Raw genomic sequence first — 16824 nt, forward strand, 5'->3', positions numbered from 1 at the left:
GCTTACTGCCAGCCGTAACGACGGCTATAGAACCCTTTCACCAACTGGGTTAACGTCATATACCCTGCCAGAATCGCAACCAGCCACGGGAAATAGCTTAACGGCAGCGCCTGCAGTTGCAGATAACTGGCCAACGGCGAAAACGGCAATGCGATCCCGACTATCATCACAATCACGGTCATGATCATTAACGGCCACGATGCACAGCTCTGAATAAACGGTACACGACGGGTACGGATCATATGCACAATAAGCGTTTGCGATAGTAATCCCACCACAAACCAGCCCGACTGGAACAGCGTTTGCGTTTCCGGCGTGTTGGCATGGAATACCCACCACATCAGGCAAAACGTCAGAATATCGAAGATCGAACTGATCGGTCCGAAGAAGATCATAAAGCGCCCCAGATCCGCCGGATTCCAACGCTGCGGCTTTTGAATTTGCTCGTCGTCGACGTTATCAAATGGGATCGCCACCTGTGACACATCGTACAGCAGATTTTGAATAAGCAAGTGTAGCGGCAACATCGGCAGGAAGGGCAAGAAAGCACTCGCCACCAGCACGCTGAACACATTACCGAAGTTAGAGCTCGCCGTCATTTTGATGTATTTCAGCATGTTGGCGAAAGTGCGACGTCCCTCAATAACCCCCTCTTCCAGCACCATCAGGCTTTTTTCCAGCAGGATGATATCAGCCGCTTCACGGGCAATATCTACCGCGCCGTCCACAGAAATGCCGATATCCGCAGCGCGTAAGGCGGGCGCATCATTAATACCATCGCCCATAAAGCCAACCACATGCCCTTCGCGCTTTAGCAAGGTCACGATGCGTTCTTTATGCATCGGCGTCAGGCGAGCAAACAGCGTGGTGCGCTGTGCAAGATTTGCCAGTTCGTCGTCAGATAGCGTTTCAATATCACTACCAATGACCACCTCTCCCGCGTCCAGTCCCACTTCATGGCACACTTTCGCCGCCACTAACTCGCTGTCGCCAGTAAGGATTTTCACGGTAATGCCACTCGCTTTTAATGCCTTCAGTGCCGGAGCTGTTGTCTCTTTCGGCGGATCAAGGAAAGCAATATATCCTTCGAGGATCAGGTCGGATTCATCCGCCCGCTGGTAATCCCCTTCACGTGCTGGCAGGTATTTCGTCGCCACCGCAACCACGCGCAGCCCCTGACGATTCAGCGTATCAGTAACGCGCTTAATCTTACGCAGTATGATGTCATCAAGCGGCACAATCTCACCATTGTGACGCACCTGCGAACACACATTGAGGATTTCCTGCAATGCGCCTTTGCAAACCAGTTGATGATGTTCGGTATTCTCTGCCACTACCACCGACATCCGGCGACGCTCGAAATCAAACGGAATCTCATCAATTTTTTGCCAACGACTGGCCAGCGAGCGCGCTGACTCTTCATCCGTACCTTCGAGCACCGCTGTATCAAGCAGGTTTTTAAGTCCGGTCTGATAATGACTGTTCAACCACGCGCTATGCAGCACGCGTTCGCTGGTTTTACCGGAGATATCGGTATGATTCTCCAGCACAATTTTATCCTGCGTCAGGGTGCCGGTTTTATCAGTGCACAGAATATCCATAGCGCCAAAGTTCTGAATGGCATCCAGATGTTTGACGATCACTTTCTGTTTCGACAGCTTTACGGCACCACGCGCCAGCGTCGAAGTGACAATCATCGGCAACATTTCTGGCGTTAAGCCTACCGCGACCGAAAGTGCGAACAGTGCCGCTTCCCACCAGTCACCTTTGGTGTAACCGTTGATCAGCAACACCACCGGAGCCATCACCAGCATAAAGCGAATCAGCAGCATACTGACGCGGCTAATCCCTTGCTGAAAGGCATTCGGCTCGCTTTCCTGCTCACTAACACGCCCCGCCAGTTGACCAAACCAGGTGTTGGCTCCTGTAGCAATCACCATTGCTTGTGCCGTGCCGCTCACCACGGTGGTGCCCATAAAACACAGGGTGTCGCACTCCAGCGGATTGCTGTGCTCCGGCTGGCGAGTGGTTGCGGCTTTTTCCACGGGCAGAGACTCACCGGTTAACGACGCCTGAGCGACAAACAGATCCCGCGCCTGCAAGATACGTAAATCTGCCGGGATCATATCCCCCGCCGCCAGTTTTATAATATCGCCGGGCACTAGTTGGTCTATCGGGATTTCCAGCCAGCCATTTTCACCTTTATCGTTAATTACGCGCAGTACCGTCGCGGTATTACTGACCATCGCTTTCAGGGCATCTGCCGCTTTGGTGGAACGAGCTTCCTGAATAAAGTTCAGCAACGTAGAAATAGCGACCATTAGCGCGATAACACCTGCGGCAAATAAATCTTCCGTGGCGTAAGAAATAGCACCGAGAATGGTGAGCAAAATATTAAAGGGGTTGCGATAGCAGACCCATAAATGCACCCACCACGGCGACGGTTGTTGCGCGGGTAATTTATTTTCACCATGTTGTTCGCGGGCAGATTCCACTTCCGCCTGATTTAACCCTTCCGGATGGGTATTGAACGTTTTCCATAATTCCTGTTCTGGCATCACCGCCATTTTCAGGCAATGCGCACTTAAGGACGGCGGGACCGCCGTATTCACTGTCTGCTGCGCGCCAGGCAATGGATCGCGATGAACCAGACGGGAAGGTAAATGGCGAATGAGCCGGGTAAAAATTTCTTTAAACATAAGGAGTCCCTCCGCACTGACTGAAACAGTGCAGAAATGTCTTCAGGCGTGGCGAAGCCTTACCTGAAGGTAATAAAGCTGAGCTGGGACGTTAAAACGTCACGGCCTTACGCATCCGGTAACGCCGTGAAAAGACGGGCTTACCGGAAAAGTTTTAATCTCCGTCGAGGGAGAGGCGTGGGATCAGGTTCCATATAACCTCCGGTAAGTGAAAAAAGCGCCGCAAATAATAAGGAGAATCCAATAATATTCGTGGCATTTATGGCGATATAATACCTACTGGCAACTAAACCAACGATAAACCAGACTTTACCCATTGCTGAATGCACGGGTAAAGTTAGGCTCAAATAATGAAACGCAATTACGGGACAACAGGATGCAAAATCGGCTGACCATCAAAGACATCGCGCGCTTAAGCGGCGTGGGGAAATCTACGGTTTCCCGAGTGCTGAATAACGAAAGCGGCGTGAGTCAGCGCACGCGCGAGCGCGTGGAAGCAGTGATGAATCAGCATGGATTTTCCCCTTCCCGCTCCGCACGCGCTATGCGTGGGCAAAGCGACAAAGTCGTCGCCATCATCGTGACCCGTCTGGATTCGTTGTCAGAAAATCTCGCCGTCCAAACCATGCTGCCAGCGTTCTATGAACAAGGTTACGACCCGATCATGATGGAAAGTCAGTTTTCTCCGCAATTAGTTGCCGAACATTTGGGGGTGCTGAAACGGCGTAATATCGACGGCATAGTGCTGTTCGGTTTTACCGGCATAACCGAAGACATGTTAGCCCACTGGCAGTCATCGCTGGTTCTGCTGGCACGTGACGCGAAAGGCTTTGCTTCGGTCTGTTATGACGACGAAGGGGCAATCAAAATCCTGATGCAACGGCTGTATGATCAGGGACATCGTAATATCAGTTATCTCGGCGTACCGCACAGTGACGTGACGACCGGTAAGCGACGTCACGAAGCCTACCTGGCGTTCTGCAAAGCGCATAAACTGCATCCCGTCGCCGCCCTGCCAGGCCTTGCGATGAAGCAAGGCTATGAGAACGTAGCAAAAGTGATTACCCCTGAAACTACCGCGTTACTATGCGCAACCGACACGCTGGCACTTGGCGCAAGTAAATACTTGCAAGAGCAACGCATCGACACCTTGCAACTGGCGAGCGTCGGTAATACACCGTTAATGAAATTCCTCCATCCGGAGATCGTCACCGTTGACCCAGGTTACGCCGAAGCCGGACGCCAGGCGGCCAGCCAGTTAATTGCGCAGGTAACCGGGCGCAGCGAACCGCAACAAATCATCATCCCCGCCACCCTGTCCTGATCGTTTCCTGAACGATAAATTGTGATCTTCGCTGCGTTTCGGGAACGTTCCCGTTTTTAAATTTACCCCCGCCATATATTCTGCAGCCAACCAAATATGTCATCTGCCATGGGGCCTTATGATGAGCAAAATAAACCAAACGGATCTCGATCGGCTGATTGAACTGGTCGGCGGGCGCGGCAACATTGCGACGGTGAGCCACTGTATTACTCGCCTGCGCTTTGTCCTCAACCAACCGGCCAATGCCAGACCGAAAGAGATTGAGCAACTCCCCATGGTGAAAGGCTGTTTCACCAATGCCGGGCAATTTCAGGTGGTAATTGGCACCAACGTGGGTGATTACTATCAAGCGCTGATAGCGACGACCGGACAGGCGCAGGTTGATAAAGAGCAGGTTAAAAAAGCCGCCCGGCAGAATATGAAATGGCATGAGCAGTTGATCTCTCATTTCGCGGAGATCTTCTTCCCGCTGCTGCCCGCGTTGATTAGTGGTGGTTTGATCCTCGGTTTTCGCAATGTGATCGGCGATTTGCCCATGAGCAACGGTCAAACGCTGGCGCAAATGTACCCTTCCCTGCAAACGATCTACGATTTTCTATGGTTGATCGGTGAAGCGATCTTCTTCTACCTGCCGGTCGGAATTTGCTGGTCAGCGGTGAAAAAAATGGGCGGCACGCCGATCCTCGGTATCGTGCTTGGCGTGACGCTGGTTTCTCCACAGTTGATGAACGCTTATCTGCTCGAGCAGCAGCTACCGGAAGTATGGAACTTTGGCATGTTCAGCATCGCCAAAGTGGGCTATCAGGCACAGGTTATTCCGGCACTGTTAGCCGGGCTGGCGCTGGGCGTGATAGAAACTCGCCTTAAGCGTATCGTGCCGGATTACCTCTATCTGGTGGTGGTGCCGGTCTGTTCGCTGATCCTCGCGGTGTTCCTCGCCCATGCGCTGATTGGTCCGTTTGGTCGCATGATTGGCGATGGCGTTGCCTTTGCGGTGCGTCACCTGATGACCGGCAGCTTTGCCCCCATTGGTGCGGCATTGTTTGGCTTCCTTTACGCACCGCTGGTGATCACCGGCGTACACCAGACCACGCTTGCTATAGATTTGCAGATGATTCAAAGCATGGGTGGCACGCCAGTGTGGCCGCTTATTGCGCTGTCGAATATCGCTCAGGGCTCCGCCGTGATAGGCATTATCATTTCCAGCCGCAAGAACAATGAACGCGAGATCTCCGTGCCTGCCGCTATCTCCGCCTGGCTTGGGGTCACTGAGCCTGCAATGTACGGCATCAACCTGAAATATCGCTTCCCGATGCTGTGCGCGATGATTGGTTCTGGTCTGGCAGGATTGCTATGTGGTCTGAACGGCGTTATGGCGAATGGCATCGGCGTAGGCGGCCTGCCGGGAATTCTCTCTATTCAACCGATCTATTGGCAAGTGTTTGCGCTGGCAATGGCTATCGCCATCATCATCCCGATTGTACTCACCTCATTTATCTACCAGCGGAAATACCGCCTGGGTACGCTGGACATTGTTTAATTTTCTTCGGGGCGCAATTGCGCCCCCTCGCATTTGCAGGAATAACGTAATGACGAATCTTCCCCACTGGTGGCAAAACGGCGTTATCTACCAGATTTATCCCAAGAGTTTTCAGGACACCACGGGCAGCGGCACCGGCGATTTACGTGGCGTTATCCAACGCCTGGACTATCTGCATAAACTGGGCGTTGATGCCATCTGGCTAACCCCCTTTTATGTCTCTCCCCAGGTCGATAACGGATACGACGTAGCGAACTATACGGCGATAGATCCCACTTACGGTACGCTGGACGATTTTGACGAAATGGTGACGCAGGCGAAATCACGCGGCATTCGTATCATTCTCGATATGGTGTTTAACCATACCTCTACCCAACATGCCTGGTTTCGCGAGGCGCTGAACAAAGCAAGCCCTTACCGCCAGTTTTATATCTGGCGCGATGGTGAACCAGAAACGCCACCGAATAACTGGCGTTCAAAATTTGGCGGTAGTGCGTGGCGCTGGCATGCGGAAAGCGAACAGTACTATTTGCATCTCTTTGCACCAGAACAGGCGGATCTCAACTGGGAGAATTCGGCGGTACGCGCCGAGCTGAAAAAAGTCTGTGAGTTCTGGGCCGATCGCGGGGTCGACGGGTTGCGCCTGGATGTGGTGAATCTGATCTCCAAAGACCCGCGTTTCCCTGAAGACCTGGATGGCGACGGGCGTCGCTTCTACACCGACGGGCCACGAGCACACGAGTTTTTGCATGAGATGAACCGCGATGTGTTTACGCCTCGCGGTTTAATGACCGTGGGTGAAATGTCCTCCACCAGCCTTGAGCATTGCCAGCGATACGCGGCACTAACAGGCAGTGAATTGTCGATGACCTTTAATTTTCATCACCTGAAGGTCGATTATCCCGGTGGTGAAAAATGGACGCTGGCTAAACCTGACTTTGTGGCGTTGAAAGCATTGTTCCGCCACTGGCAACAAGGAATGCACAACGTGGCATGGAATGCCTTGTTCTGGTGTAACCACGATCAGCCGCGCATTGTTTCTCGTTTTGGTGATGAAGGGGACTACCGCGAACCAGCGGCAAAAATGCTGGCGATGGTGCTGCATGGCATGCAGGGAACGCCATATATCTATCAGGGCGAAGAGATTGGCATGACTAATCCACATTTCACGCGCATTACTGACTATCGCGACGTGGAGAGCCTCAATATGTTTGCCGAACTGCGCAACGATGGGCGTGACGCCGACGAGTTATTGGCAATCCTCGCCAGTAAATCCCGTGACAATAGTCGCACGCCAATGCAATGGAGCAACGGCGATAATGCCGGGTTTACAATGGGTGAACCGTGGATTGGCCTGGGCGATAACTATCAAGAAATCAACGTAGAAGCCGCGCTGGCCGATGAGTCCTCGGTGTTTTACACCTACCAAAAGTTAATCGCACTGCGTAAGCAAGAAGCCGTCCTGACATGGGGCAATTACCAGGATCTGCTGCCAGACAGCCCTGTATTGTGGTGCTATCGCCGTGAATGGAAGGGGCAAACCTTGCTGGTCATTGCCAACCTTAGCCGTGAGATCCAACCCTGGCAGCCAGGGCAAATGCGCGGAAACTGGCAGCTTGTGATGCATAACTACGAAGAAGTCTCAGCACAACCCTGTGCCATGACTTTACGGCCTTTTGAGGCCGTCTGGTGGTTACAGAAGTAAGTATCCGCTAAGCCCCGGTAATACTGGTCATTCCGGGGTTTTGCCTTTCAGTATGTTGTTTTTGTTGATTTTATAATCAAAAAATTCATTAAAAAATTTACATAACGCTGTAGCGCCCGTCATCCGTACGCTCTGCTTTTTACTTTGAGCTACATCAAAAAAAGTTCAAACATCCTTGATGCAAAGCACTATATATAGACTTTAAAATGCGTCCCGACCCAATATGTTGTATTAATCGACTATAATTGCTACTACAGCTCCCCACGAAAAAGGTGCGGCGTTGTGGATAAGCGGATGGCGATTGCGGAAAGCGCCGGAAAACGAAACGAAAAAACCGGAAAACACCTTTCCCAATTTCTGTGGATAACCTGTTCTTAAAAATATGGAGCGATCATGACACCGCATGTGATGAAACGAGACGGCTGCAAAGTGCCGTTTAAATCAGAGCGCATCAAAGAAGCGATTCTGCGTGCAGCTAAAGCAGCGGAAGTCGATGATGCAGATTATTGCGCCACTGTTGCCGCGGTTGTCAGCGAGCAGATGCAGGGCCGCAGCCAGGTGGATATCAACGAGATCCAGACCGCCGTTGAAAACCAGCTGATGTCGGGTCCATACAAACAACTGGCTCGTGCTTACATCGAGTACCGTCACGATCGCGACATTGAACGTGAAAAACGCGGTCGCCTGAATCAGGAGATCCGTGGTTTGGTCGAGCAGACCAACGCCTCGTTGCTCAACGAAAACGCCAACAAAGACAGCAAGGTGATTCCAACCCAGCGCGACCTGCTGGCCGGGATTGTGGCTAAACACTATGCACGTCAGCACCTGCTGCCGCGTGACGTGGTGCAGGCGCATGAGCGTGGCGATATTCACTATCACGATCTCGATTACTCGCCGTTCTTCCCGATGTTCAACTGCATGTTGATCGACCTGAAAGGTATGCTGACCCAGGGCTTTAAGATGGGTAACGCCGAGATTGAACCACCGAAGTCGATCTCTACGGCAACCGCGGTAACAGCGCAGATTATTGCTCAGGTCGCCAGTCATATTTATGGCGGCACCACCATTAACCGTATCGATGAAGTGCTGGCACCGTTTGTCACCGCCAGCTACAACAAACACCGCAAGACCGCAGAAGAGTGGAACATCCCGGACGCCGAAGGTTACGCTAACTCTCGTACCATCAAAGAGTGCTACGATGCCTTCCAGTCGCTGGAGTACGAAGTAAACACCCTGCACACCGCCAACGGTCAAACACCGTTTGTGACCTTTGGTTTTGGTCTGGGCACCAGCTGGGAGTCTCGCCTGATTCAGGAGTCTATCCTGCGTAACCGTATCGCGGGCCTCGGTAAAAACCGTAAAACTGCGGTGTTCCCGAAACTGGTGTTTGCGATTCGCGATGGCCTGAACCATAAAAAAGGCGATCCGAACTACGACATCAAACAGCTGGCGCTGGAGTGCGCAAGCAAGCGCATGTATCCGGATATCCTGAACTACGATCAGGTAGTGAAAGTCACCGGTTCGTTTAAAACCCCGATGGGCTGCCGTAGCTTCCTCGGCGTGTGGGAAAATGAAAACGGCGAACAGATCCACGATGGTCGTAACAACCTCGGCGTGATCAGCCTGAACCTGCCGCGCATTGCGCTAGAAGCGAAAGGCGATGAAGCCACCTTCTGGAAGCTGCTGGATGAACGTCTGGTGCTGGCACGTAAGGCGCTGATGACCCGTATCGCTCGTCTCGAAGGCGTGAAAGCTCGCGTGGCCCCGATCCTCTATATGGAAGGCGCTTGTGGCGTGCGTCTCAATGCTGACGATGATGTTTCTGAAATCTTCAAAAACGGTCGTGCGTCTATTTCGCTGGGTTACATCGGCATCCACGAAACCATTAACGCGCTGTTTGGCGGCGAGCATGTGTATGACAACGAGCAGCTGCGCGCGAAAGGTATCGCCATTGTTGAACGTCTGCGTCAGGCGGTGGATCAGTGGAAAGAAGAAACGGGTTACGGTTTTAGCCTTTACAGCACGCCAAGTGAAAACCTGTGCGACCGCTTCTGCCGTCTCGATACCGCGGAGTTTGGCGTGGTGCCGGGCGTGACTGATAAAGGTTACTACACCAACAGTTTCCACCTCGATGTGGAGAAGAAGGTGAACCCGTACGACAAGATCGACTTTGAAGCGCCTTACCCGCCGCTGGCGAACGGTGGCTTCATTTGCTACGGCGAATATCCAAACATTCAGCACAACCTGAAGGCGCTGGAAGATGTCTGGGATTACAGCTATCAGCATGTACCGTATTACGGCACCAATACGCCGATTGATGAGTGTTACGAGTGTGGTTTTACCGGTGAGTTTGAGTGCACCAGTAAAGGCTTCACCTGCCCGAAATGTGGTAACCATGACGCCTCCCGTGTGTCGGTGACTCGCCGCGTGTGCGGATATTTAGGTAGCCCGGATGCGCGTCCGTTTAACGCTGGTAAGCAGGAAGAAGTTAAGCGCCGCGTTAAACATTTGGGAAATGGGCAGATCGGTTAATCTTCACTCTGCGCTAAGCAAATGCCGGATGCGGCGTAAACGCCTTATCCGGCCTACATTTGGCAACGGCTGTAGGCCTGATAAGACGCAACGGCGTCGCATCAGGCGTTGATTGCCTGATACCGCCTACACGCGGACTGATAAGCCAGGCGAAATAATGAATTATCATCAGTACTATCCTGTCGACATCGTCAACGGCCCCGGCACTCGCTGCACCCTGTTTGTCTCCGGGTGTGTTCATGAATGCCCCGGTTGCTATAACAAAAGCACCTGGCGGGTAAATTCCGGTCAGCCATTTACCAAAGCAATGGAAGACCAGATCATTAACGATCTGAATGACACCCGCATCAAACGCCAGGGTATTTCCCTCTCCGGCGGCGATCCGCTGCATCCGCAAAACGTGCCGGATATTCTGAAACTGGTACAACGCATCCGCGCCGAATGTCCGGGTAAAGACATCTGGGTGTGGACAGGCTATAAACTCGACGAACTCAACGCTGCGCAAATGCAGGTTGTTGATTTGATTAACGTGCTGGTCGACGGCAAATTTATGCAGGATCTAAAAGACCCTTCCCTGATCTGGCGCGGCAGCAGCAATCAGGTGGTGCATCATTTGCGTTAATCACTCATCCAGCCGTTTTGTCACGTCTTCATAAACGGCTGAGTTCTCTCTCTTACCAATAGCTATCACCAACACGAGCAACTCTTTATCATTGACCTGATAGACCAGGCGATATCCCAGTGTGCGAAGCTTAATTTTGTAGCAGTCCGGCAAATCCCGTAGTTTAGCCGATGGATTGCGCGGCCTTTTCAGCACATCCCCAAGCTTTTTTTTAAATTGTTCCCGGACTGTCACGCCCAGTTTTTGCCACTCTTTCAGCGCCCGCGGATCAAAAGCCAGTTCATAGTTCATCCAGTCGGACCTTAATGGCCTCCTGTGGGTTGGCCAGTCGTTCCCTGACAGTGCGTAACAAGGCTTCTTCACTATCACTGACAGTGAGCGTTTTTACCGGCATTCGTCCATTTTCCGCAACGTACTGAAACAGCAGCCGCACTGCTTCAGTAGGCGTGATGTTTAATTTTTCCAGCACCGCATAAGCCTCATTTTTCAGTTTGTCATCCAGGCGGACGTTAAGTGTGGCCATTATGCCCCCGGTAATTATGAAAAGTGTAATGCATTATAGCATTACATATGCATTACATTCATTTCTGGAAAACGACACGCAGGAATATGCCGTAGTGAAGATAGATATTGCGGTGATTTTACGAAGGGGAAGAAAGCGTTGGGCGGTAACGTTTCACCGCCCAATAAGGAATTAACGATACTTCTGGTGATAGGCGTTGCGGGTCGTTTTCAGTTGCTCTGCGGCAGCCTGCGCTTCTTTTACTTTACCTTCATTAGCCAGCTTCAGCGCGTCGTCAATCTGACCGACCAGAATGTCGAAACCGTGGCGGAAGTCTTTCATCTCCGGGCTGTCTGGCGATTTGCCTTCGAGCTTCGGCGGCGTTGCTTTTTGCGCATCCAGCGCCGCTGCGCGCATTTTGGTTAACGCGTCTTTGACTTGCGCCGCGTTATCGGCTTTTTCGACCACTTTTAAATTGTCGTTGAGGGTTTCCATATTGTCTTCAAGATCAGCGGCAAACGACGCCGAACTGAATACCAACGAGGAGACTGCAAGAATAGCTAACAGGCTTTTACGCATTGCTCACTTCCTTTTTCTTATTAAGATTTGGCGCGGCAGGTCGCGCCTTTTTTTACTGCCCGGCGATTTTCATCTCCGGCAACAGCACAGAACCACACTGTATATTGCTGCGTGTTTCAATATCGTTACCGACGGTGACAATATTGCGCCACATATCTTTTAAATTACCTGCGATGGTGATTTCGCTAACCGGATACTGAATTTCGCCATTCTCTACCCAGAAGCCCGCAGCACCACGGGAATAATCACCGGTAATGGCACTCACTCCCTGGCCCATCAGTTCCGTCACCACCAGCCCGGTGCCCATCTCTTTGAGCATTTGTTCGAAGCTTAGCCCTTGTCCGGCAATCCGCCAGTTGTGAATACCGCCCGCATGTCCGGTGCTTTTCAGCCCCAGTTTCCGCGCCGAATAGCTGGTCAGCAGCCACTGAGTCAGGATACCATCTTTGACGATATCGCGGCGCTCGGTGCGCACACCTTCGCTGTCGAATGGTGTAGATGCCAGTCCTTTCAGCAGATGCGGATGCTCTTCAATGGTCAGCCAATCCGGCAGAATTTGTTTACCCAGCGAATCCAGCAGGAAGGTGGATTTACGGTAAACCGATCCACCCGCTATCGCCCCCACCAAATGACCAAACAACCCTGTTGCCACTTCATTGGCAAAAATTACCGGCGCTTTCATGGTGGAAAGTTTACGCGGTGACAGGCGCGATAAAGTACGGCGAGCACAGTCGGCCCCGACCCACTCTGGCGTCTGCAGATCGCTCATCGCGCGACCAATGGTGTAGGCGTAATCACGCTCCATATCGCCATTTTCTTCGGCAATTACACAGCTTGAGAGCGAATGACGCGTTGAGCAGTAACCCTGCAACATGCCGTGGCTGTTGCCAAAAACTTTGACACCGTAGTGGCTGTTAAAACTGCCACCTTCGGTATTGGTAATACGCTTGTCCGCCTGTAATGCAGCCTGTTCTGCGCGAGCAGCCAGTTCAATAGCTTCATCCGGGGAAACTTCCGCAGGGTGAAACAAGTCGAGATCCGGCGCGTCAAAGGCCAGCAGCTCTTTGTCTGCCACGCCGGCACAGGGATCTGGCGAGGTATAACGGGCAATATCCAGCGCTGCCTGTACGGTGCGGGCAATGGCCTGCGGGCTTAAATCGGTAGACGATGCGCTACCTTTACGGTTCTGGTGATAAACAGTGATCCCCAGCGCGCCATCGCTATTGAATTCAACATTCTCCACTTCGCCATATCGCGTGCTTACGCTAATGCCGGTGGTCTTGCTGACGGCAACTTCCGCACCGTCCGATTTGCCTGAGGCCAACTCCAGCGCAGTGGAAACTGCTTCTTCCAGAATCTTGCGCTGCGCTTCAACTTGAGAGATTACTTTCATTGCAAGTGCCATAATGTAGAGAGTTTCTCTGAAGTCTAACAGAGAACCGTTTTTCAGTGCGCATCTTAACTGGTAACATTAGCCTCTTTTTTAAGGAGCCTGAGATGACTAAGCAGCCCGAAGACTGGCTCGACGACGTTCCCGGTGATGACATCGAAGACGAAGACGATGAAATTATCTGGGTCAGTAAAAGTGAAATTAAACGTGATGCCGAGGAGCTAAAACGCCTTGGCGCAGAAATTGTTGATCTGGGGAAAAACGCGCTGGATAAGATCCCGTTAGACGCGGATCTGCGCGCGGCTATTGAGCTCGCCCAGCGTATTAAGATGGAAGGTCGCCGCCGCCAGTTGCAGCTCATCGGTAAGATGCTGCGCCAGCGCGACGTAGAACCGATCCGTCAGGCGCTGGATAAGCTGAAAAATCGCCACAACCAGCAGGTGGTGTTGTTCCATAAACTGGAAAACCTGCGCGATCGTCTGATCGACCAGGGTGATGACGCCATCGCTGAAGTATTAAATCTGTGGCCCGATGCCGATCGTCAGCAACTGCGTACTCTGATCCGCAACGCGAAGAAAGAGAAAGAAGGGAATAAGCCGCCGAAATCCGCGCGCCAGATTTTCCAGTATCTGCGTGAGTTAGCGGAAAACGAAGGGTAATTTTCGTTGTTGATGTGAGTATGGTTTGCCGGATGCGGTGCACCTGTAGGCCTGATAAGACGCATCAAGCGTCGCATCAGGCACTATGCTCAAATGCCGGATGCGGCGTGAACGCCTTATCCGGCCTACACACACTATATCAGGCTGAGGCCGAATTACTGCGCGGCTTCCGCTTTCTTCGCTAGCCCATCCAGCAGTTTCTGATGAATTCCACCAAAACCGCCGTTGCTCATCACCAGAATATGGTCGCCAGGCTGAGCGGTTTTCACCACCATATCTGCCAGCGTATCCACATCGCCACTCCAGTGTGCAGGCTGGACGCAGGCTTCTGCCACTTCTGCGACCTGCCACGGAATATGCGCCGGTTGCAGCAGGAAGACTTCATCGGCACGACCTAATGAAGGTGCCAAATCGTCTTTGCAGATCCCCATTTTCATGGTGTTTGAGCGCGGTTCCAGCACGGCAATAATGCGCGCCGTACCGCCAACTTTGCCGCGCAGCGCCGCCAGCGTTGCCAGAATCGCCGTCGGGTGATGGGCAAAATCGTCATACACCGTCACGCCATTTGCTTCACCGCGCAACTCCAGACGACGACGAGCGTTAATAAACGAACCCAGCGCGTTAGCAGCATCTGCCGGCGCTACGCCAACATGACGGGCCGCCGCAATCGCCATCAGGCCGTTATGCATATTATGTTCGCCCACCAGCGACCATTTCACTTCGCCCACTTTTTCGCCATCCAGCAAGACTTCCCATTCGGAAGCGTCAGTGGTTAGCTTTTTCGCCTGCCAGTGCCCCTGCTCGCCCACCAGCTCCTGCTCGCTCCAGCAGCCCATCGCCATGGTTTGTTTCAGGTTGATGTCGTTTTCCGGCCAGATAATACGCCCCTGCCCCGGAACGATACGCACCAGATGGTGGAACTGTTTCTGGATCGCTTTCAGGTCGTCAAAGATATCGGCATGATCGAACTCAAGGTTGTTGAGGATCAGCGTACGCGGGCAGTAATGGACAAATTTAGAGCGTTTGTCGAAGAAGGCGCAGTCATACTCATCCGCTTCGATAACAAAGAAGTCGCTTTCGCCTAAACGTGCCGAAACGTCAAAGTTCCCCGGAACACCGCCGATCACAAAACCCGGTTTATAGCCACACTGTTCCAGAATCCAGGTCGCCATTCCCGCGGTGGTGGTTTTGCCGTGTGTACCGGCAACGGCCAACACCCAGCGGTCACGCAGCACAAAATCGTGCAGCCACTGCGGGCCAGACATATAAGGGATGTTTTTTTCCAGTACCGCTTCCACACACGGATTTCCACGGGTCATGGCGTTGCCAATGATCACCAGATCCGGCTGCGGGTCGAGCTGGCTGGCATCGTAACCCTGAATCAGTTCAATGCCTTGCTTCTCAAGTAAGGTGCTCATCGGCGGATACACATTGGCGTCCGAACCCGTTACTTCATGGCCTAACTGGCGCGCCAGCATCGCCAGACCGCCCATAAATGTGCCACAAATTCCTAAAATATGAATGCGCATACGTCACTATCCTTTTTTAATCTGCCGCTCATTTTACGCATATGTCGGGCAAGTGAGAAACGCATTTCAGGATAATCCGTAATTTGCTGGCGCGATTCACCTGAGCGCGACATTGAGATTATTTGTTAAGATTGTTGCGGTCGCTTTACTCCATAAACATTGCAGGGAAAGTTTTATGAAAACGTTAGGTGAATTTATTGTCGAAAAGCAGCACGAGTTTTCTCATGCTACCGGTGAGCTCACTGCTTTGCTGTCGGCAATAAAACTGGGCGCCAAGATTATCCATCGCGATATCAACAAAGCAGGACTGGTTGATATCCTGGGTGCCAGCGGTGCTGAGAACGTGCAGGGCGAGGTTCAGCAGAAACTCGACTTGTTCGCTAATGAAAAACTGAAAGCCGCACTTAAAGCACGCGATATCGTTGCGGGCATTGCCTCTGAAGAAGAAGATGAGATTGTCGTCTTTGAAGGCTGTGAACACGCAAAATACGTGGTGCTGATGGACCCACTGGATGGCTCGTCCAACATCGATGTTAACGTCTCTGTCGGTACCATTTTCTCCATTTACCGCCGTGTTACCCCTGTCGGTACGCCGGTAACGGAAGAAGACTTCCTCCAGCCTGGTAACAAACAGGTTGCGGCAGGTTACGTGGTATACGGCTCCTCTACCATGTTGGTTTACACCACCGGATGCGGTGTTCACGCCTTTACTTACGATCCTTCGCTTGGCGTTTTCTGCCTGTGCCAGGAACGGATGCGCTTCCCGGAGAAAGGCAAAACCTACTCCATCAACGAAGGGAACTACATTAAGTTTCCAAACGGGGTGAAGAAGTACATTAAATTCTGCCAGGAAGAAGATAAGTCCACCAACCGTCCATATACCTCACGTTATATCGGTTCTCTGGTCGCAGATTTCCACCGTAACCTGCTGAAAGGTGGGATTTATCTCTACCCAAGCACTGCCAGCCACCCGGACGGTAAACTGCGTTTGCTGTATGAGTGCAACCCGATGGCGTTCCTCGCGGAACAAGCGGGCGGTAAAGCGAGCGATGGCAAAGAGCGTATTCTGGATATCATCCCGGAAACCCTGCACCAGCGCCGTTCGTTCTTTGTCGGCAATGACCATATGGTTGAAGATGTCGAACGCTTTATCCGTGAGTTCCCGGACGCGTAAATGAGTTAACGCCGGAGCAGTCCGGCGTTTTCAATTATCAATTAACAAAGGTTAATTTGACTCGTTTAGATACGCAAAAATAGGGGATCCAGATTGCAAGATGGATGATACTTTTCAGAAGCTCCCATGCATCTGTCAATTCAAATGAGGCATTAAGAAAGTGCATTGTCCCCCAAATATCAGCCACAATGAATGCAAACAGTGACAGAAGAAGGGCAATATAATACTGTGGAAGCTGGCGTTTTTTGTTAAAAAACAAATAAGTAGTATAAATCAACAGCAGAAACAAAACGGCAAATCCGGCGGTTTCCAGATAAAGTGCCGTCCTGAGCGGTTCTTCGTAAATTACGTGAGTAAGCCCCCAAGTATGGATAATTGAATACGCGTTCGCAAGAATACCAAGCACTAAACCAATTGCCGGCAGAAATAGCCAGCCGCCAATCCCTGTAAGCTTTTTATCCGCACAACTTTTACAATAATCGTCAGGTGGTAAAACAGCCACACCACAGTTTTTACATGTTGTTTGTAATTCTTCGCCGTCCTTCACCCACATAAAAATATCCTTATAT

At 51.8% G+C, this 16824-nt stretch carries 15 protein-coding genes; 7 read left to right on the forward strand and 8 right to left on the reverse strand.

Going from position 1 to position 16824, the window contains the following annotated elements:
* Nucleotides 1-2: 2 nt before the first annotated feature.
* Both mgtA and mgtL read right to left on the reverse strand, forming a co-directional pair.
* Nucleotides 3-2699 carry a magnesium-translocating P-type ATPase gene (mgtA, locus tag FQ015_RS20375; RefSeq protein WP_000471876.1) on the reverse strand — a complete coding sequence of 899 codons (2697 nt, stop codon included), beginning with the start codon at nucleotides 2697-2699 and terminating at the stop codon, nucleotides 3-5.
* Nucleotides 2700-2839: 140 nt separating this feature from the next.
* Nucleotides 2840-2893, reverse strand: coding sequence for a mgtA regulatory leader peptide MgtL (mgtL, locus tag FQ015_RS20380; protein ID WP_001387276.1), 54 nt, complete (start codon nucleotides 2891-2893; stop codon nucleotides 2840-2842).
* Nucleotides 2894-3018: 125 nt separating this feature from the next.
* Here mgtL and treR point away from each other — a divergent pair, with 125 nt between their 5' ends.
* The 5 genes from treR to nrdG all read left to right on the forward strand — a co-directional run bounded on the left by treR (nucleotide 3019) and on the right by nrdG (nucleotide 10422).
* Nucleotides 3019-4023 carry a trehalose operon repressor TreR gene (treR, locus tag FQ015_RS20385; RefSeq protein ID WP_272916538.1) on the forward strand — a complete coding sequence of 335 codons (1005 nt, stop codon included), beginning with the start codon at nucleotides 3019-3021 and terminating at the stop codon, nucleotides 4021-4023.
* A 118-nt stretch (nucleotides 4024-4141) separates the two neighbouring features.
* Nucleotides 4142-5563, forward strand: a complete 1422-nt coding sequence (treB, locus tag FQ015_RS20390; protein WP_160524428.1) for a PTS trehalose transporter subunit IIBC — start codon at nucleotides 4142-4144, stop codon at nucleotides 5561-5563.
* A 49-nt stretch (nucleotides 5564-5612) separates the two neighbouring features.
* Nucleotides 5613-7268 (forward strand): alpha,alpha-phosphotrehalase, encoded by a 1656-nt coding sequence (treC, locus tag FQ015_RS20395; RefSeq protein WP_160524429.1) that lies wholly within the window; start codon nucleotides 5613-5615, stop codon nucleotides 7266-7268.
* Nucleotides 7269-7661: 393 nt separating this feature from the next.
* Nucleotides 7662-9800, forward strand: coding sequence for an anaerobic ribonucleoside-triphosphate reductase (nrdD, locus tag FQ015_RS20400; RefSeq protein WP_000187805.1), 2139 nt, complete (start codon nucleotides 7662-7664; stop codon nucleotides 9798-9800).
* A gap of 157 nt (nucleotides 9801-9957) precedes the next feature.
* On the forward strand, nucleotides 9958-10422 hold the full coding sequence (gene nrdG / locus FQ015_RS20405) for an anaerobic ribonucleoside-triphosphate reductase-activating protein (protein ID WP_001106232.1): 465 nt from the start codon (nucleotides 9958-9960) through the stop codon (nucleotides 10420-10422).
* Here the strand turns inward: nrdG and FQ015_RS20410 are convergent, their stop codons facing one another.
* The 4 genes from FQ015_RS20410 to pmbA all read right to left on the reverse strand — a co-directional run bounded on the left by FQ015_RS20410 (nucleotide 10423) and on the right by pmbA (nucleotide 12908).
* Nucleotides 10423-10713, reverse strand: coding sequence for a type II toxin-antitoxin system RelE family toxin (locus FQ015_RS20410; RefSeq protein WP_088541509.1), 291 nt, complete (start codon nucleotides 10711-10713; stop codon nucleotides 10423-10425).
* Complete coding sequence (locus FQ015_RS20415) at nucleotides 10703-10945, reverse strand: type II toxin-antitoxin system RelB/DinJ family antitoxin (protein WP_000212715.1); 243 nt, start codon at nucleotides 10943-10945, stop codon at nucleotides 10703-10705. The genes FQ015_RS20410 and FQ015_RS20415 overlap by 11 nt, the downstream gene beginning before the upstream one ends.
* 171 nt (nucleotides 10946-11116) lie before the next feature.
* A complete protein-coding gene (gene cybC / locus FQ015_RS20420; protein ID WP_001232246.1) occupies nucleotides 11117-11503 on the reverse strand; it encodes a cytochrome b562 in 387 nt (128 codons plus the stop codon).
* 52 nt (nucleotides 11504-11555) lie between these two features.
* Nucleotides 11556-12908, reverse strand: coding sequence for a metalloprotease PmbA (gene pmbA / locus FQ015_RS20425; protein WP_001162173.1), 1353 nt, complete (start codon nucleotides 12906-12908; stop codon nucleotides 11556-11558).
* A 92-nt stretch (nucleotides 12909-13000) separates the two neighbouring features.
* Between pmbA and yjgA the strand changes: the two genes are divergently transcribed.
* Entirely contained in the window at nucleotides 13001-13552 is a 552-nt protein-coding gene (yjgA, locus tag FQ015_RS20430; protein ID WP_000166270.1) for a ribosome biogenesis factor YjgA, read from the forward strand.
* Between the two features lie 155 nt (nucleotides 13553-13707).
* Here the strand turns inward: yjgA and mpl are convergent, their stop codons facing one another.
* Nucleotides 13708-15081, reverse strand: coding sequence for a UDP-N-acetylmuramate:L-alanyl-gamma-D-glutamyl-meso-diaminopimelate ligase (mpl, locus tag FQ015_RS20435; RefSeq protein ID WP_001219783.1), 1374 nt, complete (start codon nucleotides 15079-15081; stop codon nucleotides 13708-13710).
* A gap of 175 nt (nucleotides 15082-15256) precedes the next feature.
* On the opposite strand from mpl, the gene fbp reads away from it, so the two are divergent.
* Nucleotides 15257-16255: a class 1 fructose-bisphosphatase gene (gene fbp, locus FQ015_RS20440; RefSeq protein ID WP_000853753.1), complete on the forward strand. Its 999-nt coding sequence runs from the start codon at nucleotides 15257-15259 to the stop codon at nucleotides 16253-16255.
* A 37-nt stretch (nucleotides 16256-16292) separates the two neighbouring features.
* Here fbp and FQ015_RS20445 read toward each other — a convergent pair whose 3' ends face one another.
* Nucleotides 16293-16808: a DUF2569 domain-containing protein gene (locus tag FQ015_RS20445; protein ID WP_032185775.1), complete on the reverse strand. Its 516-nt coding sequence runs from the start codon at nucleotides 16806-16808 to the stop codon at nucleotides 16293-16295.
* Nucleotides 16809-16824 lie beyond the last annotated feature (16 nt).

Source organism: Escherichia sp. HH26CH, assembly GCF_009820205.1.
Lineage (GTDB): Bacteria > Pseudomonadota > Gammaproteobacteria > Enterobacterales > Enterobacteriaceae > Escherichia > Escherichia coli_F.